Here is a 22,178-nt window from a genome sequence, read left to right on the forward strand (position 1 = left end):
CGAGTGGGCACGATGACCTCTGGCGCAGATCGGAGCAAGCACGGCATGTTCCACGTGAAACAACGCCGAACAGTGGTGTCTTCGGCGTTCCGAGGAGGGTCGCACCGTTGAGTTCCCCGAGGGATCACCATCAGCTTTCCTCCTGGACGCCCATCGCCGAAGAGGCGGAGCGGGCGACGAAGGTGCTGCATCCGAGCGAGACACTGCCTCCCCCGGCCCGGCGGAGGATTCTCACCGTCGCCAACCAGAAGGGCGGCGTGGGTAAGACGACGAGCACGGTGAACCTCGCGGCTGGGCTGGCATTGCGTGGGTTGAAGGTGCTCGTCATCGATCTCGATCCACAGGGGAACGCGAGCACCGCACTCGGTGTCGACCACCGATCCGGTGCGCCCTCGGTCTACGAGGTGTTGCTCGGTGAGATCAGCATCAGCGATGCGGCGGCGGTCAGCACGCAATCCGACAACCTGGTGTGCGTGCCCGCCACGATCGACCTGGCCGGTTCGGAGATCGAGCTGGTGTCGATGGCGTCCCGAGAATCGCGGCTGAAAGAGGCGCTCTCGCCCGAGGCGCTGGATCAGTTGCAGGCCGACTATGTGTTCATCGACTGCCCGCCGTCACTGGGGCTGCTCACGTTGAACGCCTTGGTGGCCGCTCCCGAGGTGCTGATTCCGATCCAGTGTGAGTACTACGCGCTGGAGGGCTTGGGACAGCTGCTGAACAACATCGACCTGGTGCGCGCGCACCTCAATCCCTCGCTGTGGGTGTCCACCATCCTGCTCACGATGTACGACGGTCGGACCAAGCTTGCCGACCAGGTGTCCGCCGAGGTGCGTCAGCATTTCGGCGACCTCGTACTGCGGACGGTCATCCCGCGCAGCGTCAAGGTTTCCGAAGCGCCTGGCTTCGGACAGACGGTGCTGACCTACGACCCGGGTTCTCGTGGCGCGATGAGCTACCTGGACGCGGCTCGGGAGATCGCCGTCAAGGGAGCCGAGTTGGAGAACAAATGACCGAACGCAGGGGGGGACTCGGTCGCGGTCTTGCCGCGCTGATCCCCAGCGGCCCGCCGCCCACCGAGTCGGCCGATTCGAGGAGCGCCCCTCCCCGGACGGACCGGCTCGCTGGACCACCGGTGCGGGGCAGCAGCGTCGCCGAGGCGAAGCTCGATGCTCTCCTGAAGGAGGAGACGGCCAGCGCGGTCTACCGCGAGCTGCCGATCGCATCGATCACGCCCAACCCGAAGCAGCCTCGGCAGGTCTTCGACGAATCCGCACTGGAGGAGTTGGAGCACTCGATCCGGGAATTCGGTCTGCTTCAGCCGATCGTCGTGCGCGAGCTCGACGACGCGAAGTACGAACTGATCATGGGCGAGCGCCGTTGGCGGGCGGCGCAGCGGGCCAGGATCCCGAACATCCCGGCCATCGTGCGTCGCACCAAGGACGACGCGATGCTGCGGGACGCGTTGCTGGAGAACATCCATCGGGTTCAGCTGAACCCCTTGGAAGAGGCGGCGGCGTACCAACAGCTTCTCGAAGAGTTTCACGTGACACACGAGGAGCTGGCTGCGCGGATCGGCCGTAGCCGTCCGGTCATCACGAACACCATCCGGCTGCTGAACCTCCCCCTGCCGGTGCAGCGCCGGGTGGCGGCGAACATCCTCTCGGCGGGTCATGCCCGAGCGTTGTTGAGTCTGGACGACGCCGAGTCGCAAGAGGACCTGGCGGCTCGCATCGTCCGGGAGGGCCTCTCGGTTCGTTCGACCGAGGAGGCCGTCCGGCTGTCCCGCCATGACGATGAGCCCGCCAAGCCGAAGGCTGCCCCCCGGAAGCAGATGCAGGCACCCGGTCTCCAGGACGTGGCCGACCGGTTGTCCAACGCCTTCGACACGAGGGTCAAGGTCGAGTTGGGCCGGCGGAAGGGGCGGATCGTCGTCGAGTTCGGCTCGGTGGACGATCTCGAACGCATTGTGGCGATGATGGCGGAAGATCAGGCAAATCGGACATAGAAGCGTCCTACCCGGTCATACCGGGGCTTTTCGTCACGGTGACGAATCAATCTTGGGCTTCGCCGGCGACTCGGAGGCCATCCGAATCGCCGGCGAGCCGAGATGATCAAGCTCGATCGATGGCGCGCTCGATCAGGTCGGCGAAGACCATTCCGAACGACTGGTCCGCCGCCTCGATCGCCATCGGCAGCAGCGACGTCTCGGTCAGACCCGGGGACACATTCACCTCAAGGAAATGCACCTGGCCGTCCGCGTCGACGACGGCATCGGTCCGCGAGACATCGCGAAGACCGAGCAGCCGATGCGCCGCGACCGCCAACTCCCCCACGTGCTCCGCGTCTCGCTCCGAGAGCCGGGCCGGCGTGTGGAAGTTCGTCAGGCCCGCGGTGTATCGCGCCGCATAGTCGTAGACCCCGCCCGTCGGATCGATCTCCACGGCGGGCAACGCGACCGGACCGTCGGCCGTGTCGATCACGCCGACGGCGACCTCCACTCCTTCGACGAATCGTTCGATCAGCACGGCATCGCCGTAGGCCAGTACTCCCACCATCGCGGCGGGCAGTTCCTCGGCGGTGCGAACCACTCGCGCCCCCAACGCGGAGCCGCCCTGATCCGGCTTGAGCATCAGGGGTAGTCCGAGCTGTTCGACGAGAGCGTCCAACACCGCCTGCGCGCCGAGGGTGCGGAAGGTGCTGTGCGGCAGCACGACCCAGTCCGGGGTGGTGAGACCCGCCCCCGCCACCTCCGCCTTCGCCGACGGCTTGTCCCAGGCCCGCCTGCACGATCGTGAGTCCGTGCCGACGAACGGCACATTGCGCATCTCCAACACGGATTGCACCGCGCCGTTCTCGCCCTCGCCGCCATGCAGTGCGACGACCACGGCGTCGGGTCGATCGCTGCCCAATCTGGACAACAGCGTCGAATCGGCGTCCCACTCGTCCACGGTCACGCCGACCGAGCGCAACGCGGCGGACAGCCTGCGGCCCGACCGCAAGGAGACGTCCCGCTCGTGCGAGAGCCCTCCCGACAGCACGGCCACCCAACGATCTGACACTGCGACTCCTCGAGGTGTTGTTCGGGTCGGGCACGGTTCCCATCGCGTGGCGACGGCGCGGCGACCTAATCGACGGGCGCCAAGCCGGTCGCGGCGAGGGGATCCTCCCAAAACATCATCCGGGCGCGCGCAGACCGGCCGAGAGCCGGTGAGCGAATACAGCGAAAGCCGCCGGAATCAGGCCGTGTCGGGGCTAGGCGACTCGGAGCCGAGCTGCGGACGCTGCGCGACATTGCCGAAGGTGGCGAGCAACTCCAGTTCGTCCCGCAGGACGGTGCCCAGCCTGCGCACCCCCTCGTGGATGCGCTCCGGCGTCGGATAGCAGAAGGACAACCGCATCTGCCTGCTGCCGAACCCGTCCCCGTGGAAGGCGGTGCCGGACACATAGGCCACCCGCTGGGTCACCGCCCGAGGCAGCATCGCCTTGGTGTCGACGCCCTCCGGGACGGTCAGCCAGACGTAGAACCCGCCATCGGGCTTCGTCCACGTGCAACCGGGCGGCATGTACTGCTCCAAGGCACTGAGCATCGCATCGCGCCGCTCGCTGTAGACCTCCCGATAGGTCTTGACCTGGCCCTGCCAGTCGTGTGTTGCCAGGTATCGGGAGACCAACAGCTGGTTGAAGGTGGGTGGGCACAGCGTCGCCGACTCCGAGGCCAGCACGAGCTTCTCGCGCACCGCGTGCGGAGCCAACGCCCAGCCCACCCGCAGGCCGGGCGCGAAGGTCTTGGAGAAGGAGCCGAGGTAGACGACGTTCTCCTCGTCCATCGACCGCAGCGCCGGGTAGGTCTGGTCGTCGAAGCCCAGCAGGCCGTACGGGTTGTCCTCCAGGACCAGCACGTTGTGCCGGGCGCAGATCTCCAACACCTCGGCGCGGCGCTCGACCGCCATGGTGACGCCTGCGGGATTGTGGAAATTGGGGATCGTGTAGAGGAACTTGACCCGCTTGCCCGCGGAATGGACTGCTTCGAGGGCAGCCCGCAGTGCGTCCGGAATCAATCCGTCGTCGTCCATCGCGACGTGCACGACCTCGGCCTGGTAGGCGGAGAAGCTGCCCAACGCTCCGACGTAGGACGGCGCCTCGGCCAGCACCACGTCGCCGGGATCGCAGAAGATCCGGGTAACGGTGTCCAATGCCATCTGGGAGCCGACGGTCACCACGACGTCGTCGGGATGCGCGCGGATACCCTCCAGCGCCATGACCTCGGTGATCTGTTCGCGCAGCTCCGGAACGCCCTGTGCCGAGCCGTACTGGAAGGCGACCTGGCCGTCCTCGGCGACCAGTCGGGCGACCTCGGTGGCCAGCGAGTCCATCGGCAGCGCGGAGAGGTTCGGCATGCCGCCCGCCAGGGAGACGACCTCGGGCCTGCTCGCCACCGCGAAGAGCGCACGAATCTCGGATGCCGTCATGCCCGCCGTCCGCGCTGCGTAGCGGTTCAGGTGCGCATCGAGGCTCCGGCCTCGGTTCTGCTGCGGTGGCTGCGACTCCTGGCTGGTCATGCGGCACTCCGAACTGTGTCTCGTCGCGTCCCGGCGAGTTCCGATCGATCGAGTGTGTTCGGCCGGGTGAGGGGCGCGTCCGACTCCTCAGTGTAACTTCGGCGGCGAAGGTCCACCGTTACCCTGTACTGGTAGATGCGGCCTCCACCGGCTGCGCCCAAGACTGGGCTTAAGGAGGTCAGGTGTCGAGAAGCGTGGTCGGCATCACGCTGGACAACCTGCATGAGCTGCCGAAGCAGTGTCGGCGCTGTGTGTTCTGGGAGCTGGCGCCACACATCAGGGAACAGGCGGAGGAATTCGGCCAGACCGAGTTCGAGAAGGAGGCCTGGATCTCGAGTGTGCTGTTGGAGTGGGGTTCATGCGGTCGGTTGGTTCGGGTTGCCGGAGTACCCGCCGGATACGCGCTCTATGCCCCGCCCTCGGCGGTCCCCAGGTCGGGAACCTTCCCCACCTCGCCGGTCAGCGCGGACGCAGTGCTGCTGACGACCCTCAAAGTGATGCCCGAGTTCGCCGACACGGGCCTGGGACGCCTGTTGGTGCAGTCGGTGGCCAAAGACCTCACTCGTCGCGGTGTGAAGGCCGTGGAGGCCTTCGGATACGCCGAGGGTGAGTCCGAGGGCAACTGCGTGATCCCGGCGGAGTTCCTGCGTCAGGTGGGCTTCAAGACGGTGCGCCCGCATCCTCGGTGGCCGCGACTGCGGCTGGAGCTGCGTTCGGCCTTCACCTGGAAGGAAGACGTGGAGGCCGCGCTGGAGCGACTCCTGGAACCGATGACGGTCTCCACCGACCCGGTTTCCCGTGGTTCGGTGGGTGCACCCACCCGCTGAGCGGACGGTACCCGAGCTGACACAGTCCCCCTCGATACTCCAACAGTCTCCGGTCGGCCCGGGCTGTTCGAGTATCGAGGGGGACTGCGTCGTCTAGTCGATCTTGGCCAGCTCGTGACGGAGCAGGTCGTCGAACGTGAAGGTGCCGGTGGGCTGGTCGTTCTCGCCGAGCAGGTAGAGCCGCTTGACCGCGACCAGGATCCGTTCGGCGAGGATGTCGCGGAACGTGGGGTCCATCAGCCTGCGCCGGTCACCGGGATTGGTCAGGTAACCGACCTCGATGTGCACGGCGGGCATCCGGGTGAGCCGCAGCACCTCCCAGGTCTTGGGATGTGCCCCGCAGTCCACCATGCCGGTCTTGGCGACGACCTCGCGCTGGATGTAGCCCGCGAGCGCCTCCCCGACGGTGGAGGTGGTGCCGTTGCCGGTGCCGAAGTGGTACGAGGCGATGCCCTGCGCAGCTGGAGACGGGTTCGTGTCCGTGTGCAGCGAGAGGAAGAGGTCGGCGCCCGCGTCGTTGGCGAACGCGGCGCGATCGGCCTCCGGCGGGCAGGTGTCCTGGCCACGAACCAGGATGGCCTCCATGCCGGTGGCGACCATGCGGCCTTCCAACCTGCGCGCCAGATCCCAGGCGAGGTCGGCCTCCGCGGCGTCCTCCACCACGGCGCCGCGATCCGCACCGCCATGACCCGGATCGAGCACGATGCGCTTGCCGCGCAGCTTCGGCCCCGAGGTGCGTACCCGTTCCTGCTCCCGGAGGAACACGGGCCTGCCGCCTCGGACCTTGGGCATGAGCTGGCGCAGGGCTCGCAGCGTCTCCGGGCCGCACACGCCGTCGGCGGTGAGCCCGTAGTCACGCTGGAAGCTCTTCAACGCGTGCTCGGTCTGCGCGCCGAAGACCTTGTTCGGTCTTCCAGCGTCGTAACCGAGTTCCAACAGGCGTTCCTGGAGGGCGAAGACGTCGTCTCCGGTGATCGTCTGACTGATCTGATAGGCCAGCGGGCGATCGCCGAGGCTCCACCGGGCGTCACGCAACGCCCGATAGGTGGCAGACCCCACCACCCCGTCGGTGATCAGCCCACGCTGTTGCTGGAAGGCTCGAACTGCGTGCTCGACGAGCCCGTCGAAGACCTGTTCCTTCTCGTCGCCGAGATTTCCGTTCGGCGGTGGGAGCAGACCCTGCGATGTGAGAATGGCCTTGATCTCGGCAACAGCCGGACCGAAGTCACCGCGGTGGAGCAGTTGCATGTACTCCTCGCTTGACTAGAGCGCCGATGTACGGCGCGAGGGGAAGCAGACAACCTATTGTGCCCTGCTGATGACATGCCGACACTTCGGGCTGCGCGCCGAGGCATCCTCACTGGTAGTGGTCTTTTGAACGCCCAAATGGTGGTTTAGCCACTCATTTGGGTGAAAGGTTGTCCGCCGCTGACGGAGCTTCGTCGTGGGGGCCGCGAGACCCTGTCGATTCCCGGCCGAGGACTTCCCCCGATGCCAGACCCGACAGGGTCCGCTGCGGCTGCCCGCACGCCTGATCGGTCAGTCCAGGTGCTTGGACAGCTCACTCATCAGTGCGGCCTTCGGCTTGGCTCCGACGATCTGGCTGACCGGCTGGCCGTCCTTGAACAGGATCAGCGTCGGGATCGACATCACCTGGTAGTCACGCTGGACGGACTGGTTGGCGTCGATGTCCAGCTTGGCGATCGTCAGCTTGTCCGCCTGCTCCGCGGCGATCTCCTCCAACACCGGAGCGACCATCTTGCACGGGCCACACCAGGTCGCCCAGAAGTCGACGAGCACCGGCTTGCTGCTGTCCAACACCTCCGACTGGAAGTTCTTCTCCGTGACGGTGACTGTTGTGCCTGCCATGGTCTCTCCTTGCGTTGTGGCTGGTCGCCGGTTGTGCTGGCGCTTGTAGCGGGGCGAGAGTCGGTGTGCGGTGAGCGCGAGATCGGCCCGTCCGATCGCGACGATGAACCGCCGCGCGCTCGCCGCTGTGAAAACTCCCCGGTGTCAGACCGAGGGGACCGGGTCGCCGAGGCCGTAGCCACCGCCGACGGACTCCGAGGTGGTCTCATGGTCGGCGAGCCACCGCTCGGCGTCGATCGCCGCCGAACAGCCGGAGCCTGCGGCGGTGATGGCCTGCCGGTAGGTGTGGTCCACCAGGTCGCCCGCAGCGAAGACACCCGTCAGGTTGGTCGCCGTGCCGCGCTCGGCAACGCGCACATAGCCCTCGTCGTCCAGCTCGACCTGGCCCTTGACCAGCTCGCTGCGCGGGTCGTGGCCGATGGCGACGAACATGGCGGTGACGTCGAGCACGGACTCCTCGCCGGTGACGGTGTCGCGCAGCCGAAGACCGCTGACCGAGCTCTCCCCCAGCGCCTCGACGACCTCGGCGTTGGTCCGCCACTTGATCTTCTCGTTGGCCCGCGCCCGTTCGAGCATGATGCGCGACGCCCGGAACTCGTCGCGGCGGTGCACGATCGTCACCGACCGGGCGAAGCGGGTGAGGAAGGTCGCCTCCTCCATCGCCGAGTCACCACCGCCGACGACCGCGATGTCCTGGTCCCGGAAGAAGAACCCGTCACAGGTCGCGCAGGAGGACACCCCACGGCCGAGCAGCCGTTCCTCGCCCGGCACGCCCACGTAGCGCGCGGCGGCGCCCATCGCGAGGATGACGGCCGTGGCGCGGTACTCGGTGCCATCGACGACGACCTTCTTCACGGGACCGGCGAGCGACACGGACTCGACGTCGGCAGGACGTAGCTCCGCCCCGAACCGCTCCGCCTGGGCACGCATCTGCTCCATCAGCTCCGGCCCCATGATGCCGTTGCGGAAGCCCGGATAGTTCTCCACCTCGGTGGTGGTCATCAGGGCCCCGCCGAACTGGGTTCCCTCGAAGATGAGCGGCTCAAGCTGGGCACGGGCCGCGTAGACCGCGGCCGTGTAACCCGCAGGTCCCGAGCCGATGATGATCAAATTCCTCACGTCGGACAACTTCGCCGCCTCCGCCGACTCGCGTATGCACCGTTCTCGCTCCGGGCGATCCCGTCCTCGCCCGTCGCCGGTCCTCTTCGCTACGAGTTACGAGCTACCAGGGTCCGACATGGGGTGCAACGCGATCCTATGCGCGGCTGTTCCCGGCGCGAGCACGTCAGGTGGGTTCGTCCGTGGTCGTCGGGTTCGACGACCGGTGTTCGCGACGAACCCACCCGAGGTCATCCGCCGATGGTGGTGTCCCCAAGGAACTCGGATTCACCCGGACCACAGGTCGCGGGGACCACGATGACGCGGAACTGGTTGAAGCCCTCGCTGAGGATCACCATCAGGCCCGGCTGGCCTGCCAGTTCGGCTTCGCGGGAGCCGAGAACGTTCGCATCGGCGACGCCGCCTGCCTCCAGGCAGCTCAGCAGCGCCTGTTCGTCGCCCAGCGCCCCGAACTCCTCGGATTCCAGGACACCGGAGAGATCGGACACTCCGAGGGCGTTCAGATCGTCCTGGCCGTCGAGCATCAGGGGCGGCTGGCCGGAGCCGGTCTCGGAACCCGGTGGGGTGGCGCTGTCGTCCTGCGTCGGGCTCCCACCGGCGTGCGGGATCCCCGGCTCGCTGTTGGAGGGCAGATTCACCGCCACGACGCTGACCACGGCCGCCGCCGCCACGAGCAGACCCGCTCCCCAACCGGCCATCCGCCTGCGCCGCTTGCGGGCCACATCCAGATTCGTCACCGGCGCGGGCGGGCCCTGATCCGGTGCCTCGTGGACCGGATGCTGATTCGGACCGTGCTCGGCGGGCGCTGCGGGCGGCAACTCGGTGACGGTCGCCGGGGTGGCTCGGGCCGGGCTGAACATGGCCTGTGCCTCACGAGCCAACGCGGCGTCCAACCGTTCCGCGAAGATCTCGGGCATCGGTGGCACCGGAGGAAGGTCACGCAGCTGCGCCTGAGTGGCGTCCAACGCTGCGAACAGTGCTTTTGCTTCGGAGTCGGACTCCGTTCTAGGTTTCAGTCGGGCTGCTGTCTCATCATCGAGAGCCCCGGCGTGGAGATCCGCCAAGAGGTCGAGAGACCACGCGGCCCCGTCTTCCGAGTCGGGCCGTGACCCGCTGGTGGGGTCGAGCCCACGCCCTTCCCACTCACTGCCGGTCATCGTCCCTCCCGAGTGCGTCGCTGCTGGCGAGCGATGTCGTCAGATGGGACGTTCGCAACTGCATCGGGGTTCCTCAGGTGCCCGAGAAGTTTCGCCAAGCGGGTTCGCCCACGGGCACAGCGACTCTTCACTGTCCCCTCGGCTATCTGCAGGATCTGTGCGGTCTCCGCCACGGAGTAACCCTCCACGTCGACCAACACGATCGCGGAACGTTGCTCCGCGGGTAGTTCGGCGAGGGCATCGTTCACCGCGAGCCTGGTCTCCTGCTCGGCCATGGCGTCCCGGGTGCTGGCGGGCTCATTGGGCCCGGTCTCCGGCAACGGGACCACCGGTCTGCTTTGTTTTCGTCTGATGCGGTCCAGGCACGCATTCACCACGATGCGGTGTAACCACGTGGTCACCTTGGACTCGGCTCGGAACGACGCGGCCGCCCGGAACGCCGAGATCAAGGCGTCCTGAAGGGCGTCGGCCGCTTCCTCCGGGTCTCGCATCGTGCGCAGCGCCACCGCCCACAATCGGTCGCGGTGGCGCCGAACCAGCTCGGTGAATGCGTATGGATCCCCGCTTGCGTGAGCCGCTATCAGGTCGGCGTCCGAACTTGCTGGGGCTGTCACACGCCGAGGATAGCGGCAGTCACATTCGGACTCGACCAGTACACGGTCCGTTAAATTCCAGTGAACGCCGCCCTGCTCGGCGATGTCGTAGTGCTTACTCGGCCTCTTGGAAGGTCACCTCGGAGATCCGGGTCTGATAGCCGCCCGGCACCGGAACGATCCCGGTGACCCAGAGCAGCACGTGTTCGGTCTCGGCCACCTCGTCGAAGTTCACGGTGGTGTCCCCGTTGGTGAGGTTCATCGTGTCGATCAGTGTGGTCTCGTCGAGCCCGCCAGGGTTGGCGGTCGGTGAGCTGCGAATCTCGATTACGCCGCCCGCGCTCGGCGAGTTCACCGTGACCTCCGCCAGCCGGGACGCCTCGGAGAAGGAGACCATCAAACCGACGCCCTCCTTGAGCGCTCGATCACTGTCGAAGGAGTCGAAGTACGCCGAGGTCGTCCAAGCGGTGGCCGGGTCGCCATCGATCGCCTGACCGGCGCGCGCCGCATCATCGAGATCCTTCCCCGGCGGCTGCCACTCCGCTACGCCGCTGGGACCGATCGGACCAGCCGCGACCGGCGGGCCTGTCTCCTCGACGTCTTCCTCGGCGTTGCCGTCCTCGCCATCGTCCAGCCCGTCCTCGACGATCTCGAACTGGCCCTCGGCGCTACTGTTGCTGGTGAACATCTGGGCCACCTGGAAACCGAGCCACCCGACGATCAACAGGGTCGCGACACTCAGGATCGCCATTCCGACACTGAGCTTGCGCTTGGTGGCGGTGTCGGGCTCCGGGTCGCGGTCCCGCCAGATCTCGTTCTCGGGCGCGGGATTGCCGATCGGCGACTGATGCATCAGGGTGCCCGAATTCTCGGACGCCGCAGCGCGCTCGAGCACCGGGATCATCGCTGCGGCAGTGCGAATGCCGCCGGTGTTGATGGTGCTGTCCGGTCCGGCCAACGCCTTGACCGCCGCGTTCGACAGCTCCAACGGCACCGCCGGCCGCAGGGACCGAGGCGTGATCGGCTGGCCGTCGTGCGGCATCTGAACGGTCTGCACCCCATCGGGGGCGTCCGGCAACGGCCAACGGCCGGTGAGCAGGTAGAACAGCACCGCGCCGAGTCCACGGACGTCGTCGGTGGCGCTGGCCTCGGGCCGCACGCCAGGGAAGGCGAACCGCAGTTCGCCGTCGGCGCTGACCCGGATTCGCTGTGGGTGATCGATGCCGAGCACCAAGCCGACATGGTGTGCGGTCTCCACCGCAACGGCGAGTGCCTGCAGCAGCCGCGCCGCCGTGGCAGGCGGCACCGGCGAGTCCTTGACCAGCTCGGCCAGGTCGGTGCCGTGAGTCCATTCGGCCACCACGATGCCGAGCACCCGATCCGAGTCCGCCAGCCCCTGGTTCGCGCTGATCACGTCGAGCACCCTGGCGGCGCCGACGCAGTGGAAGCTCGCCGCGTGCATGGCGCGTTCGAGGGCTCGACGGGCCTTGGCCGTCACCTGGGTGTCGGAACGGTCGCCGACCAGGATGGTCAGGGCGACGTCTCGGCCCAGCGCGGAGTCCTTGGCCCGCCACAGCTGGGCGTTACCTCGGACGTCGTGGCCCACGTTTCCGATAAGCCGGTAGCGGCCGTCACCGAGCACGGTGCCCGGCGCCAGCCCAGCATCCTCAACGCCCGGACCGGTGTCCTTTCGGTTCGGTGCGATGTACTCCGTCGGCTTGCCGCTCACGGTCATTTCTCCTGGTCCACCCACTCCCCGGACAGCGGAGGCCTCAATGGGCATGCCGTGGTCTCGAATGGCATGCCGTGGAGAGACTCGTGGTCGAGAGTACGGGAAGTCGGCTGTCGTCGAGTTGCCACCAGCACGTCATGTTCGGAGTGCACCCATGTGGCGAAGGGCGGTTCCAACACCTTCAGGGGACGTACTGCAGGGGGTGCGAGGTTGCTTCCCATTTCCATATACGTGTGAGGTGGGCCAATCGTTACCGCCTGATCATGCGTTTGACCCTACCGAGCACCGGATCGAGTTCCCGGACCTTGAGCAACAGCATGAAACCGAGAGTGACGACGGCTAGGAGCGCGGAGCCCGCGATGAGCTGAACCCACGCCGTGCCCGCGCCGTCGGCCTGCGGCATCACCATGCTGATGCCCTGCGCGGCGAGCAGGGCCAGCCCGCCGCCCCAGATCGAGGCCATCGCGGCCTTGCCGATGGTGACCATCAGCGCCTTGTTGCCGAGCTTGCCGATGCGATGACGCAACCACACCTCGCCGACGATCCAGCCGACGACGAAGGTGAAGGAGTTGACGAAGGTGATACCGAGTACGACCTGATCGTCGTCGAGCAACACCGGGCACAGGTACAGCAGCGGCACCTTGACGGCCGTCATGATGGCCAGGATCAGCGTCGGAGTCCTGGAGTCCTTCATCGCGTAGAACACCCGAAGCTGCAACATGGTGATCGCATAGGGCAGCAGGCCGAAGGACGACACGACCAATGCCTGACCGAGTCGAGTCGCGCCGCCCGCGCCCTCGCCGAGCGAGAACAGCGCGACACCGATCTGGGTGCCGAACACCGTCATGAGCACACTCAGCGGGAGCAGGATCAGGGTGCAGAGCCGGGCGCCCAGGGAGAGGTCGGCCTTGAGACGATCGTAGTCCTCGTCGGCGGCGGCCCGGCTCATCCTGGGCAGCACGGCCGTCATGATCGAGAAGCCGATCACGCCGTATGGCAGCTGCAACAACAACCAGGCGTTCTGATAGATGGCCAGGCTGCCGGGGAAAGCGGTAGCCACCCTGGTCAGGGCGATGACGCCGAGCATTCCGACCAGCGCGTAGCCGATCACCCAGGCGGCCAGGCCGCCGAACTCGCTGAGCCGTTTGTCCCAGCCCCAGCGCCAGGCAGGCCGGAAGCCACTGCGACGGAGCGCCGGGATGAGGATGGCTGCCTGTGCCACCACGCCGAGTGTCACCCCGAGGCCGAGGGTCAATAGATGCGCATCGGTCATCCGAACCGGGTCGACGACGATCTCGCCGGGGATCATCCAATAGACCAGGATCGTGCCGATGATGACGAGGTTGTTCACCACCGGCGCCCAGGCCGGCGGACCGAACACCTGCTTGGACTGCAGGATCGCCATCAGCAGGGCGCTCAGGCCGTAGAAGAGGATCTGCGGTAGGAGCAGATAGGCGAACGCGGTGACCAACGCCCGGTTGGCCTGACCGTCGCCGCCGCTCACGTACACCGCCGTCAACAGCGGTGCCGCGATGATCGAGAGCAGGGTGCCGACGCCCAGGATGACCGTCGCCAGGGTCACCAACCGCTGGGTATAGGCCAGACCGCCGTCGGAGTCCTCCTTCTGCGCGCGGACCAGGACCGGCACGACGATGCTGGTCAGCACCCCGCCGAGCAGCAATTCGGTGATGATGGTCGGCAGGTTGTTGGCCACGGTGAAGGAGTCGTTGATCAGGCCGAGCCCGACGACCCAGACCAGCATCGCCTTCCACAGGAAGCCGGTGATGCGGCTGATCAAGGTGGCGATGGCCATCATCCCGCTGGCCTTGAGCAGGGACTTGCCCGCAGGCTTGCTCTCCACCGCCGCCTGCTGCGCGGTGGTCTCGGCATCCTCGTCGGGCACCGACGGCACCGGCGACATCTGGGTCGTCTGCTCCGGGTCGACCGGGTCGAGCATCGGGATGGCCCTGGTGCGGTCGAGATCGGGTCCTCTGGCCGCACCGGGATCGCGGCGCGGGGGTGCCGGACGATCCCGACGAACGTTGGGCCCCGCACCGGGAGCCTGCGCATGACCCATCGCGGGCGGTTGTGGATATCCGGGCGCCGGGCGCCCCTGCTCCGGCCGCAAGTTCGGCTCCGAATCGTGGTCGGGTCGCGGCCGAGGCTGCGACGGGCGATCAGGTGGTGGCTGAGGATGGCGATGTCGCGGCGGGGCCGGCGGGCGCTGCTGGTGCGGAGGCGGTGGGAAGGGCGGCCGGGCCGGTGGACCCGGGGAACCCTGCGGCCGGGTGGGATGCTCGCCGAAGCGAGGGTGCTCCGCGTCGTCCGTGCTCACAACGTCTCCTCGTCGAGCCGCCGGGATAGCGGCCCCTTGGCGCGAGCGGCCCGGCCACCATGCTCTCGGCAGCCGGTCGGACGGACCAATCCGGCGGTGCGGTCAGTCACCGGACTTCTCACTGCTCGTCGACCCACGGCCGGTCGTGAGACCCGCGCTCGCCTCGGCTCGCTCGCCACCCTGCCGCTCCGAACCGTGCCGCTCCGAACCGTGCCGCTCCGAACCGTGCCGCTCCGAACCGTGCCGCTCCGAACCCTCGCCGTCGTCTGCCTCGGCTGGACCCGCCTTGTCCTCGGGGTCGGGTTCGGCCGCCGTCGATTCGGCGTCCCTCGGACCGACATCGGGATCGTCCGCCTGCGGTGAAGCGGCGGGCTCGGGTTCGTCCGGCGAGATCTCGGTGGGTCCCGACTCGGGTGTGTCCGTATCGGCTGCGGTGCCCTCCGTACCGGGATCCGCCGCGTTGCCGCCGTCCTCGGGGTCGGTGGGCACGCGATCGTTGGGATTGGGACCGTCACCCTCGCCCGGCCTGCCCGCGCGGATCCGCCGAACCAGTCGATAGGTGACCAACAGGATCAGCGTCGCGCCCGCGACGATGGTGAGGATGAGTGTCAGGGTGCCGTAGGCGCTGGACATGACCACGAAACGCACCGGGCTGCCGAGACCGGCGCCGTCCGGGGTGCGCAGCGCGACATCGGTGGTGAACTGGCCGGAGCGACTCACCTCGGCCGGCACCCGGATGGCCCGCGAGTTGTGGGCGGGAACGGCGAACTCCTGCACGCTCGCCGCCCGAAGACCGGGCGAGTTCTCCAAGGTCACCTGGACCCGGATGTCCACCGGCAGGTCGTTGGTCACCGACAGCGGCAGCGGACTGTCCGAGGCGGCCAAGGAGAGCGGGATGCCGGGGTCGTTGACCTGCACCTGTCTGCGCAGAGCCGTCAATTCGTCGACAGCCCGATCGACCACCCGCATGGCTGCGCTCTCGTCGCCCCGCAGGCTGCTGGACATGCCGCGCAACAGGCCGAGCTGCAACGGCTGCATCAGATCCACCGGTTCGGTGCGGGACTCCGGTGGAACGGAGAGATCCGAGCTCATCGCCGAGCCGAACTCCTCCGCGAGGGTCGCCGCCCGGGAGACCTCCCGCGACACCGATGCCTGCAGTTCTGCGGCTCCAGCCTCGGCCGGGTAGTTCAGCGTGCTGGTGCCCGCGGGCTCGGTAAGGCCCTCCGAGAGCGGCACGGGCACGGCGAGGCCCATATCGAAGAGCCTGCCCAGCTCGCCGAGCAGGACGGACAGCTCCTCGGCCTCGGGCTGCCAACGGCGCGGCGGGGCGATCACCACTCTGCCTGCCGCTTCGCCGCTGGTGTCACCGATCGCCCGGAACATCACCATGCTCAACGTGTCCTGCACGGGATCGCGAACCCCCGGCGGAACCGTCGAGCCCGCCTCGGCGGTCATGCTCTGCGGTCGCCAACCGGTGGTGGTCGATCCGGCGAGGACGTCGCTGATCAACGGATCGATCTGGACTGCCACCGGCGGGGTCTCGGCTTCCGCGTTCGCCAGGGTCGTCGGGGTGAGTTGTGGCGGCGCGCCTTGGAGGCTTCTCGGATGCAGCAACATCGAACCGGCCCCGGAGCCGACCAATGTGTCGAGCGTCTGATCGTCCAGCACTCCATCGGCCGGCCAGACGAAGCCGTCCATCGGCCGGGTGCCCACGATCTCCTCGACGACGGCGGCACCACGGTCGAGCGCCAGATCGACGAGATCGGGCCGTCCTGCCCTGGACAACGCGACCACATCGGCATCCGCATAGGGCATCGCCACCATGCAACGGCCTTGGGCCACATCCTGCAGCCGCATCAACCAGACGCCTGCCGCCGCCGAACCCACACCGTCGACGAGGCCGCCGCCTGCCGATTGGACACGGTAGCCATCGCGCATGGCCGCGACCGTCTCCAGCAGATCCGGATCGACCGCGAAGCAGACCGACCTGGAGAGCTCCGATGCGGGTGGCACCGAATCCTCCATGGCCGACAACAGCATGGCCAACCGACCACCGCCGACCAAGGAACCCGCCAGCTCGTCATCGGTCAGGATCGTCTCGCCGCCGATGCCGTTGCGCACCATCTTCGGTTCATCGGCCAGCGGCCAGATCAACGTGGTCCGCGGCTGAGTCGATGGTTCGGCCTCGGCGCCATCCGGTACCCCGACGACGGGCAGCAGCAGATCTGCGGTGGCGATGCGGGCCTGCGCGCCGTAGTCGGGCATCCCGTTGACGTTCATCAACAACGGATAGACACCGGGCTCGTCGATGCCTAGTCCATCGGGGGCGTCGACCGGGACGGCCACGGTGAAGTCGGTGCTCCGGCCTGCGGGCAACGGCGACTCGATCGGGACGAACTCCGATGATCCGGCATCGGTCTCGGACTCGCCGCGCAGCGAGGCCAGTGTCGCGCCGGTGCTCTCCAGCGGATCGCCCCGCTGGGCGCGGATCGAGATGGCCTCGATGGACCGATCGCTGGTGTTGGTCAGCGTGCCGGTGATGCGCAGCATCCGGTCGCCGTCGACGGTGACGACCCGGGGGGCGATCTCGTCGATCTGCAGATCGGCCAGCGGCTCCTCCGGCTGTGCCTCGGCGGGGCGCACCGAGCCCACCAATGCCACCGGTAGTGCGACCAGGGCGGCAAGTGCGGCGTGCACCAGCCGGGTGCCGCCCTTTCGGCGGTCGATGTGTTGTCTCACCCTCGCTCCGTGCCTGCCTGACGCATCGACCGCGTCTGGTCGGTTGCGGCATCGAGTTCGGTCAGTACCTGGTCGAGCCTGCGGACCAGCTTGCGCTCATCGGCGTATGCCAGTCGTCCATCCAGCTCACCAAGCGGCACCCATGCCACCTCGGTGACCTCCACGTCCTCGTCGGAAAGCTCACCGCCGACGGCCTCGATCACGAAGTGATGCACCGTCTTGTGTACGCGTCGATCCTCGGCGACGAACCAATAGTCGATCGTCCCCAGCGGGGCCAGAACCGTGCCACGGATGCCCGTCTCCTCGGCTACCTCCCGGACAGCGGCCTGCGGCGCGGTCTCCCCCGCCTCAAGATGTCCCTTGGGAAGCGACCAGAGCAGTCTGCCCCGTCGATCCAGCCGCCCAATGATCGCAGCGTTCGCTTTCGCCGCGTCGAGCACCAGCCCACCCGCCGACGTCTCGTCCACGGTATGGAGTCTCCGACGCCTCCTCCGGTTCCGGCGTCGCGGCTTGGCACCGCCAGAACGGCCGGATGACGTGGGCATACCTGGATGGTAATCCGACTGGTCCAGGCTCGTCTGGTTCCGATGCCACATCCCGACGGCCCAATCAGCCGACACGCAGAAGGCCTCGACCGATACCCTCGCTCACCGTGTCTCCATCCAGGCCAGACCGGCAGCAGTCCGTCCAGCATGTTCCCGACGCCTCGGCGAACGCAGCGATGCCCACCGGCACCGCGATAGGTACCGCAGGCATCGATGATCGTGCCGTGGACCGGGATGCGGTCCGCCGGGAAGCCGTGACACGGCTGCTGCGGACCAATCCGGTCGCCGTCGATCTCGCGGGCCGATTCGCCTCGGCGGGGCATCGGCTGTACCTGGTGGGCGGCAGTGTGCGGGATGCTCTGCTCGGCAGGTTGGGCACCGATCTCGACTTCACCACCGATGCTCGCCCCGAACAGGTGCTACGGCTGGTCAAGGGCTGGGCGGAGGCAGTCTGGGACACCGGGATCGAGTTCGGCACCGTCGGCGCGTCCCGACAGGGCGTGATGGTGGAGATCACCACCTTCCGGGCCGATCGGTACGACCGGATCGGACGCAACCCCGAGGTCGTCTACGGCGATGACATCGAGAGCGATCTGATTCGACGGGATTTCACCGTCAACGCGATGGCGGTCGACCTGGCGGCGGCGGGCACCCCGGATGGGGGCGTCGATGCGGCGGCGGGCTTCGTGGACCCGCACGGTGGGCTCGACGCCCTGCTTGCGGGCCGACTGGACACCCCGGCCACCCCGCAGGAGTCCTTCGCCGACGACCCGCTGCGGATGCTGCGGGCGGCCCGGTTCGTCGCCCAGCTCGGCTTCACCCCGGAGCCCAGGGTGGTCGAGGCGATGACCGCGATGGCCGGTGAGATCGATCGCATCACCGTGGAACGCGTCCAAGCGGAACTCGCCAAGCTGATGTGCGGGGTCGAGCCCCGCAAGGGCATCGAGCTGCTCGTGGAGACGGCCCTCGCCGACCGGGTGTTGCCCGAGGTTCCCGCGATGCGGCTGGAGATCGACGAGCATCACCAGCACAAGGACGTCTATCAGCACTCACTGGTAGTACTCGATCAAGCGGTCGACCTGGAGCGACGCGACGACCCGAACAACCCGGACCTGGTGTTGCGGCTCGCGGCGTTGCTGCACGACATCGGCAAGCCGGACACTCGGCGATTCGAGTCGGGCGGCGGGGTGAGCTTCCATCACCACGAGGTGGTCGGCGCGAAGATGGCGCGCAGGCGACTTCGCGAGCTGCGTTTCCCCAAGGACGTCGTCGAACAGGTCTGCCAGCTGGTCTACCTGCACCTTCGGTTCCACGGTTACGGCACCGGCGAGTGGACCGACTCGGCGGTGCGGCGCTATGTGACCGATGCGGGGGTGCTGCTGTCCCGGCTGCACAAGCTGGTTCGCGCGGACTGCACCACACGCAACCGGCGCAAGGCCAACGCGCTGCAGCGGTCCTACGACGACCTGGAAGCCCGCATCGAACGGCTGCTCGCCGAAGAGGACCTGAAGCGGGTCCGACCGGATCTCGACGGCAACGCGATCATGGAACTGCTGGGGCTGCCGCCGGGCCCGATGGTTGGTAGGGCCTGGAAGCATCTCAAGGAGCTTCGACTCGACCGGGGTCCGCTGGACCGGGACGAGGCCGAGGCGGAGCTGCTGCGGTGGGCTGCCTCGGAGGGCATCGAGGTACCGGACCGTCCCTGAACCACCCGGCGCGGCCGCTTGGATCGCAGCCCGTTGACCGCCGGGCACTCGATCACCCCACCGAGTGGTGGGGAACCGGCTGTCCGATGCCGATGGTCCAGTCGTGGCCGAGGCGCAGTGGGGCGTGATCCCGGACGGAGCTCTGCAGTACTCCTTCGGCACGGGCTCCGCCCCGCCGACGGTGTGGACCAGCTCGGCCGACGTCGACTTCGCGGGCGGCGGCAGCTACGACGCGGTGCGGTTGGATTTCACCGGCGACGGTCGTGCGGTCGATCTGCTGTGGGACTCCGATGGCGACGGGGTGGCGGACACCGCACTGCTGGACCTCGACGGCGACGGCCTGGTGGACGCGGCATTCACCGATCCATCCGGGACGGGCGTATGGAACACCCCCGTCGAGCTGCCCGCAGATCAATCGGGTCCGACCGATGCCGATGCCGATGCCGATGGGGACGCGGCGGGCTCGGCGGACCTGCACTGGGTGGACGCCGACGACACCGCCTGGACCAGCAGAGCCGAGGTGGACATCGACGCGGACGGCATCCCCGATACGGCGTGGGTGGACTACGACGGCGATGGCCTGGTCGACGAGGTGATCGTGGATATCGATGGGGATGGCATCGTCGACGAGGTCTACCTCGACGGTGAGGGCGGCATCCTCGACAGCATGCTGTTGGATCTGGACGACGATGGTCGGATGGACGTCCGGTTGGTCGATTCCGACGGTGACGGAGAGACGGACCAGATCATCGAGCGGGGCGAGCCCGGCTTCTGATCGGCGAACCCGTCGAGGTGCGCGTCATGGGGTCGCGCCGTCGACGGATGCCCGTGCCGGGCTCCGATGCGGGTGCACCGAGAGATGGGCCACCAGCCCGAGCAGATAGACGGCGGCGGCGAGGCCGATGAGCCAGGGCGCGTCCCCATTGCCCGGTACGACGGTGGCCGCTGCGGCGATCGCCAGCACGTAGGCCGCGTTGAAGACGGTGTCGTAGAGGGCGAACACCCGACCTCTAGTCGTGTCGTCGACATCCTGCTGCACGTGTGCGTCGGTGCAGAGCTTCACCACCTGGCCTGCACCGCCCACCAGGAACGCGGCGAGCACCATGGCGGGCAGCGACAACAGGGCGGCCGCGGCCAACTGAGTGGCCGCAGCGAGCAGCAACGCGCCTCGGACGGCGCGGGCGGTGCCGAAGCGGGCCACCAATCGCGGGGTGGCGACGGCTGCGATCAGGACGCCGACGGCGGCTGCGCCGATGAGCTGTCCGACTCCTGGCAGCCCGGCCCGAAACAGGCCTGCATCGACGAAGACATGCCGCATGAGCAGCAAACCCACCAGGGTGGTGATACCGAACGCCGCCCGGTGGGCGATCAACGCCAGGAAGCTCGCGGCGACGGTGGGCCTGCTCGCCGCGGCCCGCGCGCCCTGCCACAGCCCGCCTGCCACGGCGAGGATCGTCTGTCGGGCGGTGCCGTGCTCCAGTCGATCCGGCCCCAGAGCGCCCCGTGCGAAGGTGAGTACCACCGCTGCGGCGCCGAGGGCGCCCACCGCGCCGAACGTCGTGACCATGGCCGATCCGACGTCGCCCGCTCCGAAGACGCTGCGCAGGGCGATCGCCGAGCCCGCGCCGATGGCGGTGACCACGGCACCGAGGGTGGTGGCCACCGCGTTCGCCTCGACGAGATGCTCGCGGGGAACCACATGTGGCAGGGCTGCGGACAGCCCCGCGCCCGCGAATCGGCTGACCGCCATCACGATGAGCGCCCCGACGAACAACGGTGCCCCGTCCGCTCCGGTCGCCAACGCGGCGGAGACGGCCACGATCAGCAGGGCCCGGAGCAAGTTGGCCACCAGCAGGACCCGACGTCGGTCCCAACGATCCAACAGGGTGCCCGCGAAGGGTCCGATGATCGAATATGGCAGGAGCAGAACCGCCAGACCTGCGGCGACCGCAGCGGGATCGGCTTCCCGCTCCGGGTTGAACAGGACAGCGCCGCCCAGACCCGCCTGGAAGATCCCGTCGCCCCATTGGGCAGCGAACCGGGTGAAGAGCAGTTTGCGGTAATCGGCGAACCGGGTGACGAGTTGGACTCCGAGGCGCAGCGAACCGGCCCGGCCCGTCGTCTCGGCCGTGTTCGTCGGTTCGGGGTCAGCACCGGGGTTCGTCGAGGCCACGCGTCGACTCTACGGATCCGTGCCAGGTCAACGTGGTGGTCGGGCCGCTGGAATGTTCCATGCCCGTGATAGCCGGTGGTTGATGATTCGGTATCCCCGGATGGGATCATGGCGGGGTGGGAGCCGACGCCGAGGTGGGACCGGGAAGTCTCTTGGTGGCCTCGCCTGGGCTGGGCGACCCCAATTTCCGCCGTACTGTCGTGTACGTCATCGAGCATCGCGACGAGGGAACGCTCGGCGTGGTGCTCAACCGCCCGGACGAGACCTCGGTCGGAGACGTGCTGCCCGAGTGGGGCCCGTACGTGAGCAATCCGCAGGCGGTCTTCCTGGGCGGACCGGTCGAGCAGCAGGTCGCGCTGTGCTTGGCGACCTTGCGTAGCGGGGTGGATTCCACCGAGCTCTCCGGGGTCGTGGGAGTGCGAAAGCCGGTCGCGATCGTGGCGTTGGACTCCGATCCCGCATTGTTGGCGCCCCGACTCGGCGGGCTGCGGGTCTTCGTCGGTTATGCCGGCTGGGATAGCAGTCAGCTCGCGGGTGAGATCGAACGCGGGGATTGGTTCGTGGTTCCGGGGTTACCGGACGACGTGGTCGGTGTGCCGGGTAAGGATTTGTGGGGTCGGGTCCTGCGACGACAGCCGTTGCCGTTGTCGCTGTTGGCGACCCACCCGCTTGACCTGCGCAGGAACTAGTTAAGAATTTATTTCGCATTTAGTGGCATTCGCGGATGTCGACAGCGGAATAGTTCTCTCTGCAATTACTTTTCAGTGTTCGACTCACGTCGAGAAACGTTGCCCGGAAATAGCCGCCATTGATACCTTCTGTAA

The 22,178-nt window shown here is 67.8% G+C and carries 18 protein-coding genes; 6 read left to right on the top strand and 12 right to left on the bottom strand.

Going from position 1 to position 22,178, the window contains the following annotated elements:
- The first annotated feature begins 107 nt into the window (after window positions 1-107).
- Complete coding sequence (locus tag BKA25_RS00115; protein WP_069853082.1) at window positions 108-1,010, top strand: ParA family protein; 903 nt, start codon at window positions 108-110, stop codon at window positions 1,008-1,010.
- On the top strand, window positions 1,007-2,005 hold the full coding sequence (locus BKA25_RS00120) for a ParB/RepB/Spo0J family partition protein (RefSeq protein ID WP_069853080.1): 999 nt from the start codon (window positions 1,007-1,009) through the stop codon (window positions 2,003-2,005). Before BKA25_RS00115 ends, BKA25_RS00120 begins: the two co-directional genes overlap by 4 nt.
- 106 nt (window positions 2,006-2,111) lie before the next feature.
- On the opposite strand, the gene BKA25_RS00125 is transcribed toward BKA25_RS00120, so the two are convergent.
- Complete coding sequence (locus tag BKA25_RS00125) at window positions 2,112-3,059, bottom strand: D-alanine--D-alanine ligase family protein (protein WP_069853078.1); 948 nt, start codon at window positions 3,057-3,059, stop codon at window positions 2,112-2,114.
- A 177-nt stretch (window positions 3,060-3,236) separates the two neighbouring features.
- Window positions 3,237-4,559: an aminotransferase-like domain-containing protein gene (locus tag BKA25_RS00130; RefSeq protein ID WP_069853077.1), complete on the bottom strand. Its 1,323-nt coding sequence runs from the start codon at window positions 4,557-4,559 to the stop codon at window positions 3,237-3,239.
- Window positions 4,560-4,741: 182 nt separating this feature from the next.
- On the opposite strand from BKA25_RS00130, the gene BKA25_RS00135 reads away from it, so the two are divergent.
- Window positions 4,742-5,386 carry a GNAT family N-acetyltransferase gene (locus tag BKA25_RS00135; RefSeq protein WP_069853075.1) on the top strand — a complete coding sequence of 215 codons (645 nt, stop codon included), beginning with the start codon at window positions 4,742-4,744 and terminating at the stop codon, window positions 5,384-5,386.
- A 93-nt stretch (window positions 5,387-5,479) separates the two neighbouring features.
- On the opposite strand, the gene BKA25_RS00140 is transcribed toward BKA25_RS00135, so the two are convergent.
- From BKA25_RS00140 to BKA25_RS00180, 9 genes are all read right to left on the bottom strand, one after another.
- Window positions 5,480-6,634 carry an N-acetylmuramoyl-L-alanine amidase gene (locus BKA25_RS00140; protein ID WP_069853073.1) on the bottom strand — a complete coding sequence of 385 codons (1,155 nt, stop codon included), beginning with the start codon at window positions 6,632-6,634 and terminating at the stop codon, window positions 5,480-5,482.
- 291 nt (window positions 6,635-6,925) lie between these two features.
- Window positions 6,926-7,255 (bottom strand): thioredoxin, encoded by a 330-nt coding sequence (gene trxA, locus BKA25_RS00145; RefSeq protein ID WP_069853071.1) that lies wholly within the window; start codon window positions 7,253-7,255, stop codon window positions 6,926-6,928.
- A gap of 144 nt (window positions 7,256-7,399) precedes the next feature.
- The gene (gene trxB / locus BKA25_RS00150; protein ID WP_069853070.1) at window positions 7,400-8,383 is read right to left on the bottom strand and encodes a thioredoxin-disulfide reductase; all 984 of its coding nucleotides are present in this window, start codon (window positions 8,381-8,383) and stop codon (window positions 7,400-7,402) included.
- A 221-nt stretch (window positions 8,384-8,604) separates the two neighbouring features.
- The gene (locus BKA25_RS00155; protein ID WP_512699139.1) at window positions 8,605-9,531 is read right to left on the bottom strand and encodes an anti-sigma factor family protein; all 927 of its coding nucleotides are present in this window, start codon (window positions 9,529-9,531) and stop codon (window positions 8,605-8,607) included.
- A complete protein-coding gene (gene sigM / locus BKA25_RS00160) occupies window positions 9,528-10,145 on the bottom strand; it encodes an RNA polymerase sigma factor SigM (protein ID WP_069853066.1) in 618 nt (205 codons plus the stop codon). The genes BKA25_RS00155 and sigM overlap by 4 nt, the downstream gene beginning before the upstream one ends.
- Before the next feature lie 94 nt (window positions 10,146-10,239).
- A complete protein-coding gene (locus tag BKA25_RS00165) occupies window positions 10,240-11,853 on the bottom strand; it encodes a protein kinase family protein (RefSeq protein ID WP_069854204.1) in 1,614 nt (537 codons plus the stop codon).
- A 253-nt stretch (window positions 11,854-12,106) separates the two neighbouring features.
- Window positions 12,107-13,933, bottom strand: a complete 1,827-nt coding sequence (murJ, locus tag BKA25_RS00170; RefSeq protein ID WP_236750429.1) for a murein biosynthesis integral membrane protein MurJ — start codon at window positions 13,931-13,933, stop codon at window positions 12,107-12,109.
- A gap of 360 nt (window positions 13,934-14,293) precedes the next feature.
- The gene (locus BKA25_RS00175; protein WP_069853062.1) at window positions 14,294-16,930 is read right to left on the bottom strand and encodes a DUF6049 family protein; all 2,637 of its coding nucleotides are present in this window, start codon (window positions 16,928-16,930) and stop codon (window positions 14,294-14,296) included.
- The gene (locus BKA25_RS00180) at window positions 16,927-17,475 is read right to left on the bottom strand and encodes an NUDIX hydrolase (RefSeq protein ID WP_069854203.1); all 549 of its coding nucleotides are present in this window, start codon (window positions 17,473-17,475) and stop codon (window positions 16,927-16,929) included. The genes BKA25_RS00175 and BKA25_RS00180 overlap by 4 nt, the downstream gene beginning before the upstream one ends.
- A gap of 176 nt (window positions 17,476-17,651) precedes the next feature.
- On the opposite strand from BKA25_RS00180, the gene BKA25_RS00185 reads away from it, so the two are divergent.
- Both BKA25_RS00185 and BKA25_RS00190 read left to right on the top strand, forming a co-directional pair.
- On the top strand, window positions 17,652-19,181 hold the full coding sequence (locus BKA25_RS00185; RefSeq protein ID WP_084643500.1) for a CCA tRNA nucleotidyltransferase: 1,530 nt from the start codon (window positions 17,652-17,654) through the stop codon (window positions 19,179-19,181).
- 103 nt (window positions 19,182-19,284) lie between these two features.
- A complete protein-coding gene (locus BKA25_RS00190; RefSeq protein ID WP_216637770.1) occupies window positions 19,285-19,956 on the top strand; it encodes a hypothetical protein in 672 nt (223 codons plus the stop codon).
- 24 nt (window positions 19,957-19,980) lie between these two features.
- Here the strand turns inward: BKA25_RS00190 and BKA25_RS00195 are convergent, their stop codons facing one another.
- On the bottom strand, window positions 19,981-21,354 hold the full coding sequence (locus BKA25_RS00195) for an MFS transporter (protein WP_236750428.1): 1,374 nt from the start codon (window positions 21,352-21,354) through the stop codon (window positions 19,981-19,983).
- Window positions 21,355-21,446: 92 nt separating this feature from the next.
- Between BKA25_RS00195 and BKA25_RS00200 the strand changes: the two genes are divergently transcribed.
- Entirely contained in the window at window positions 21,447-22,043 is a 597-nt protein-coding gene (locus BKA25_RS00200; RefSeq protein WP_257786127.1) for a YqgE/AlgH family protein, read from the top strand.
- Window positions 22,044-22,178: the final 135 nt, after the last annotated feature.

It is taken from the genome of Actinoalloteichus hymeniacidonis, from assembly GCF_014203365.1.
GTDB classification, from domain to species: Bacteria; Actinomycetota; Actinomycetes; order Mycobacteriales; family Pseudonocardiaceae; genus Actinoalloteichus_A; species Actinoalloteichus_A hymeniacidonis.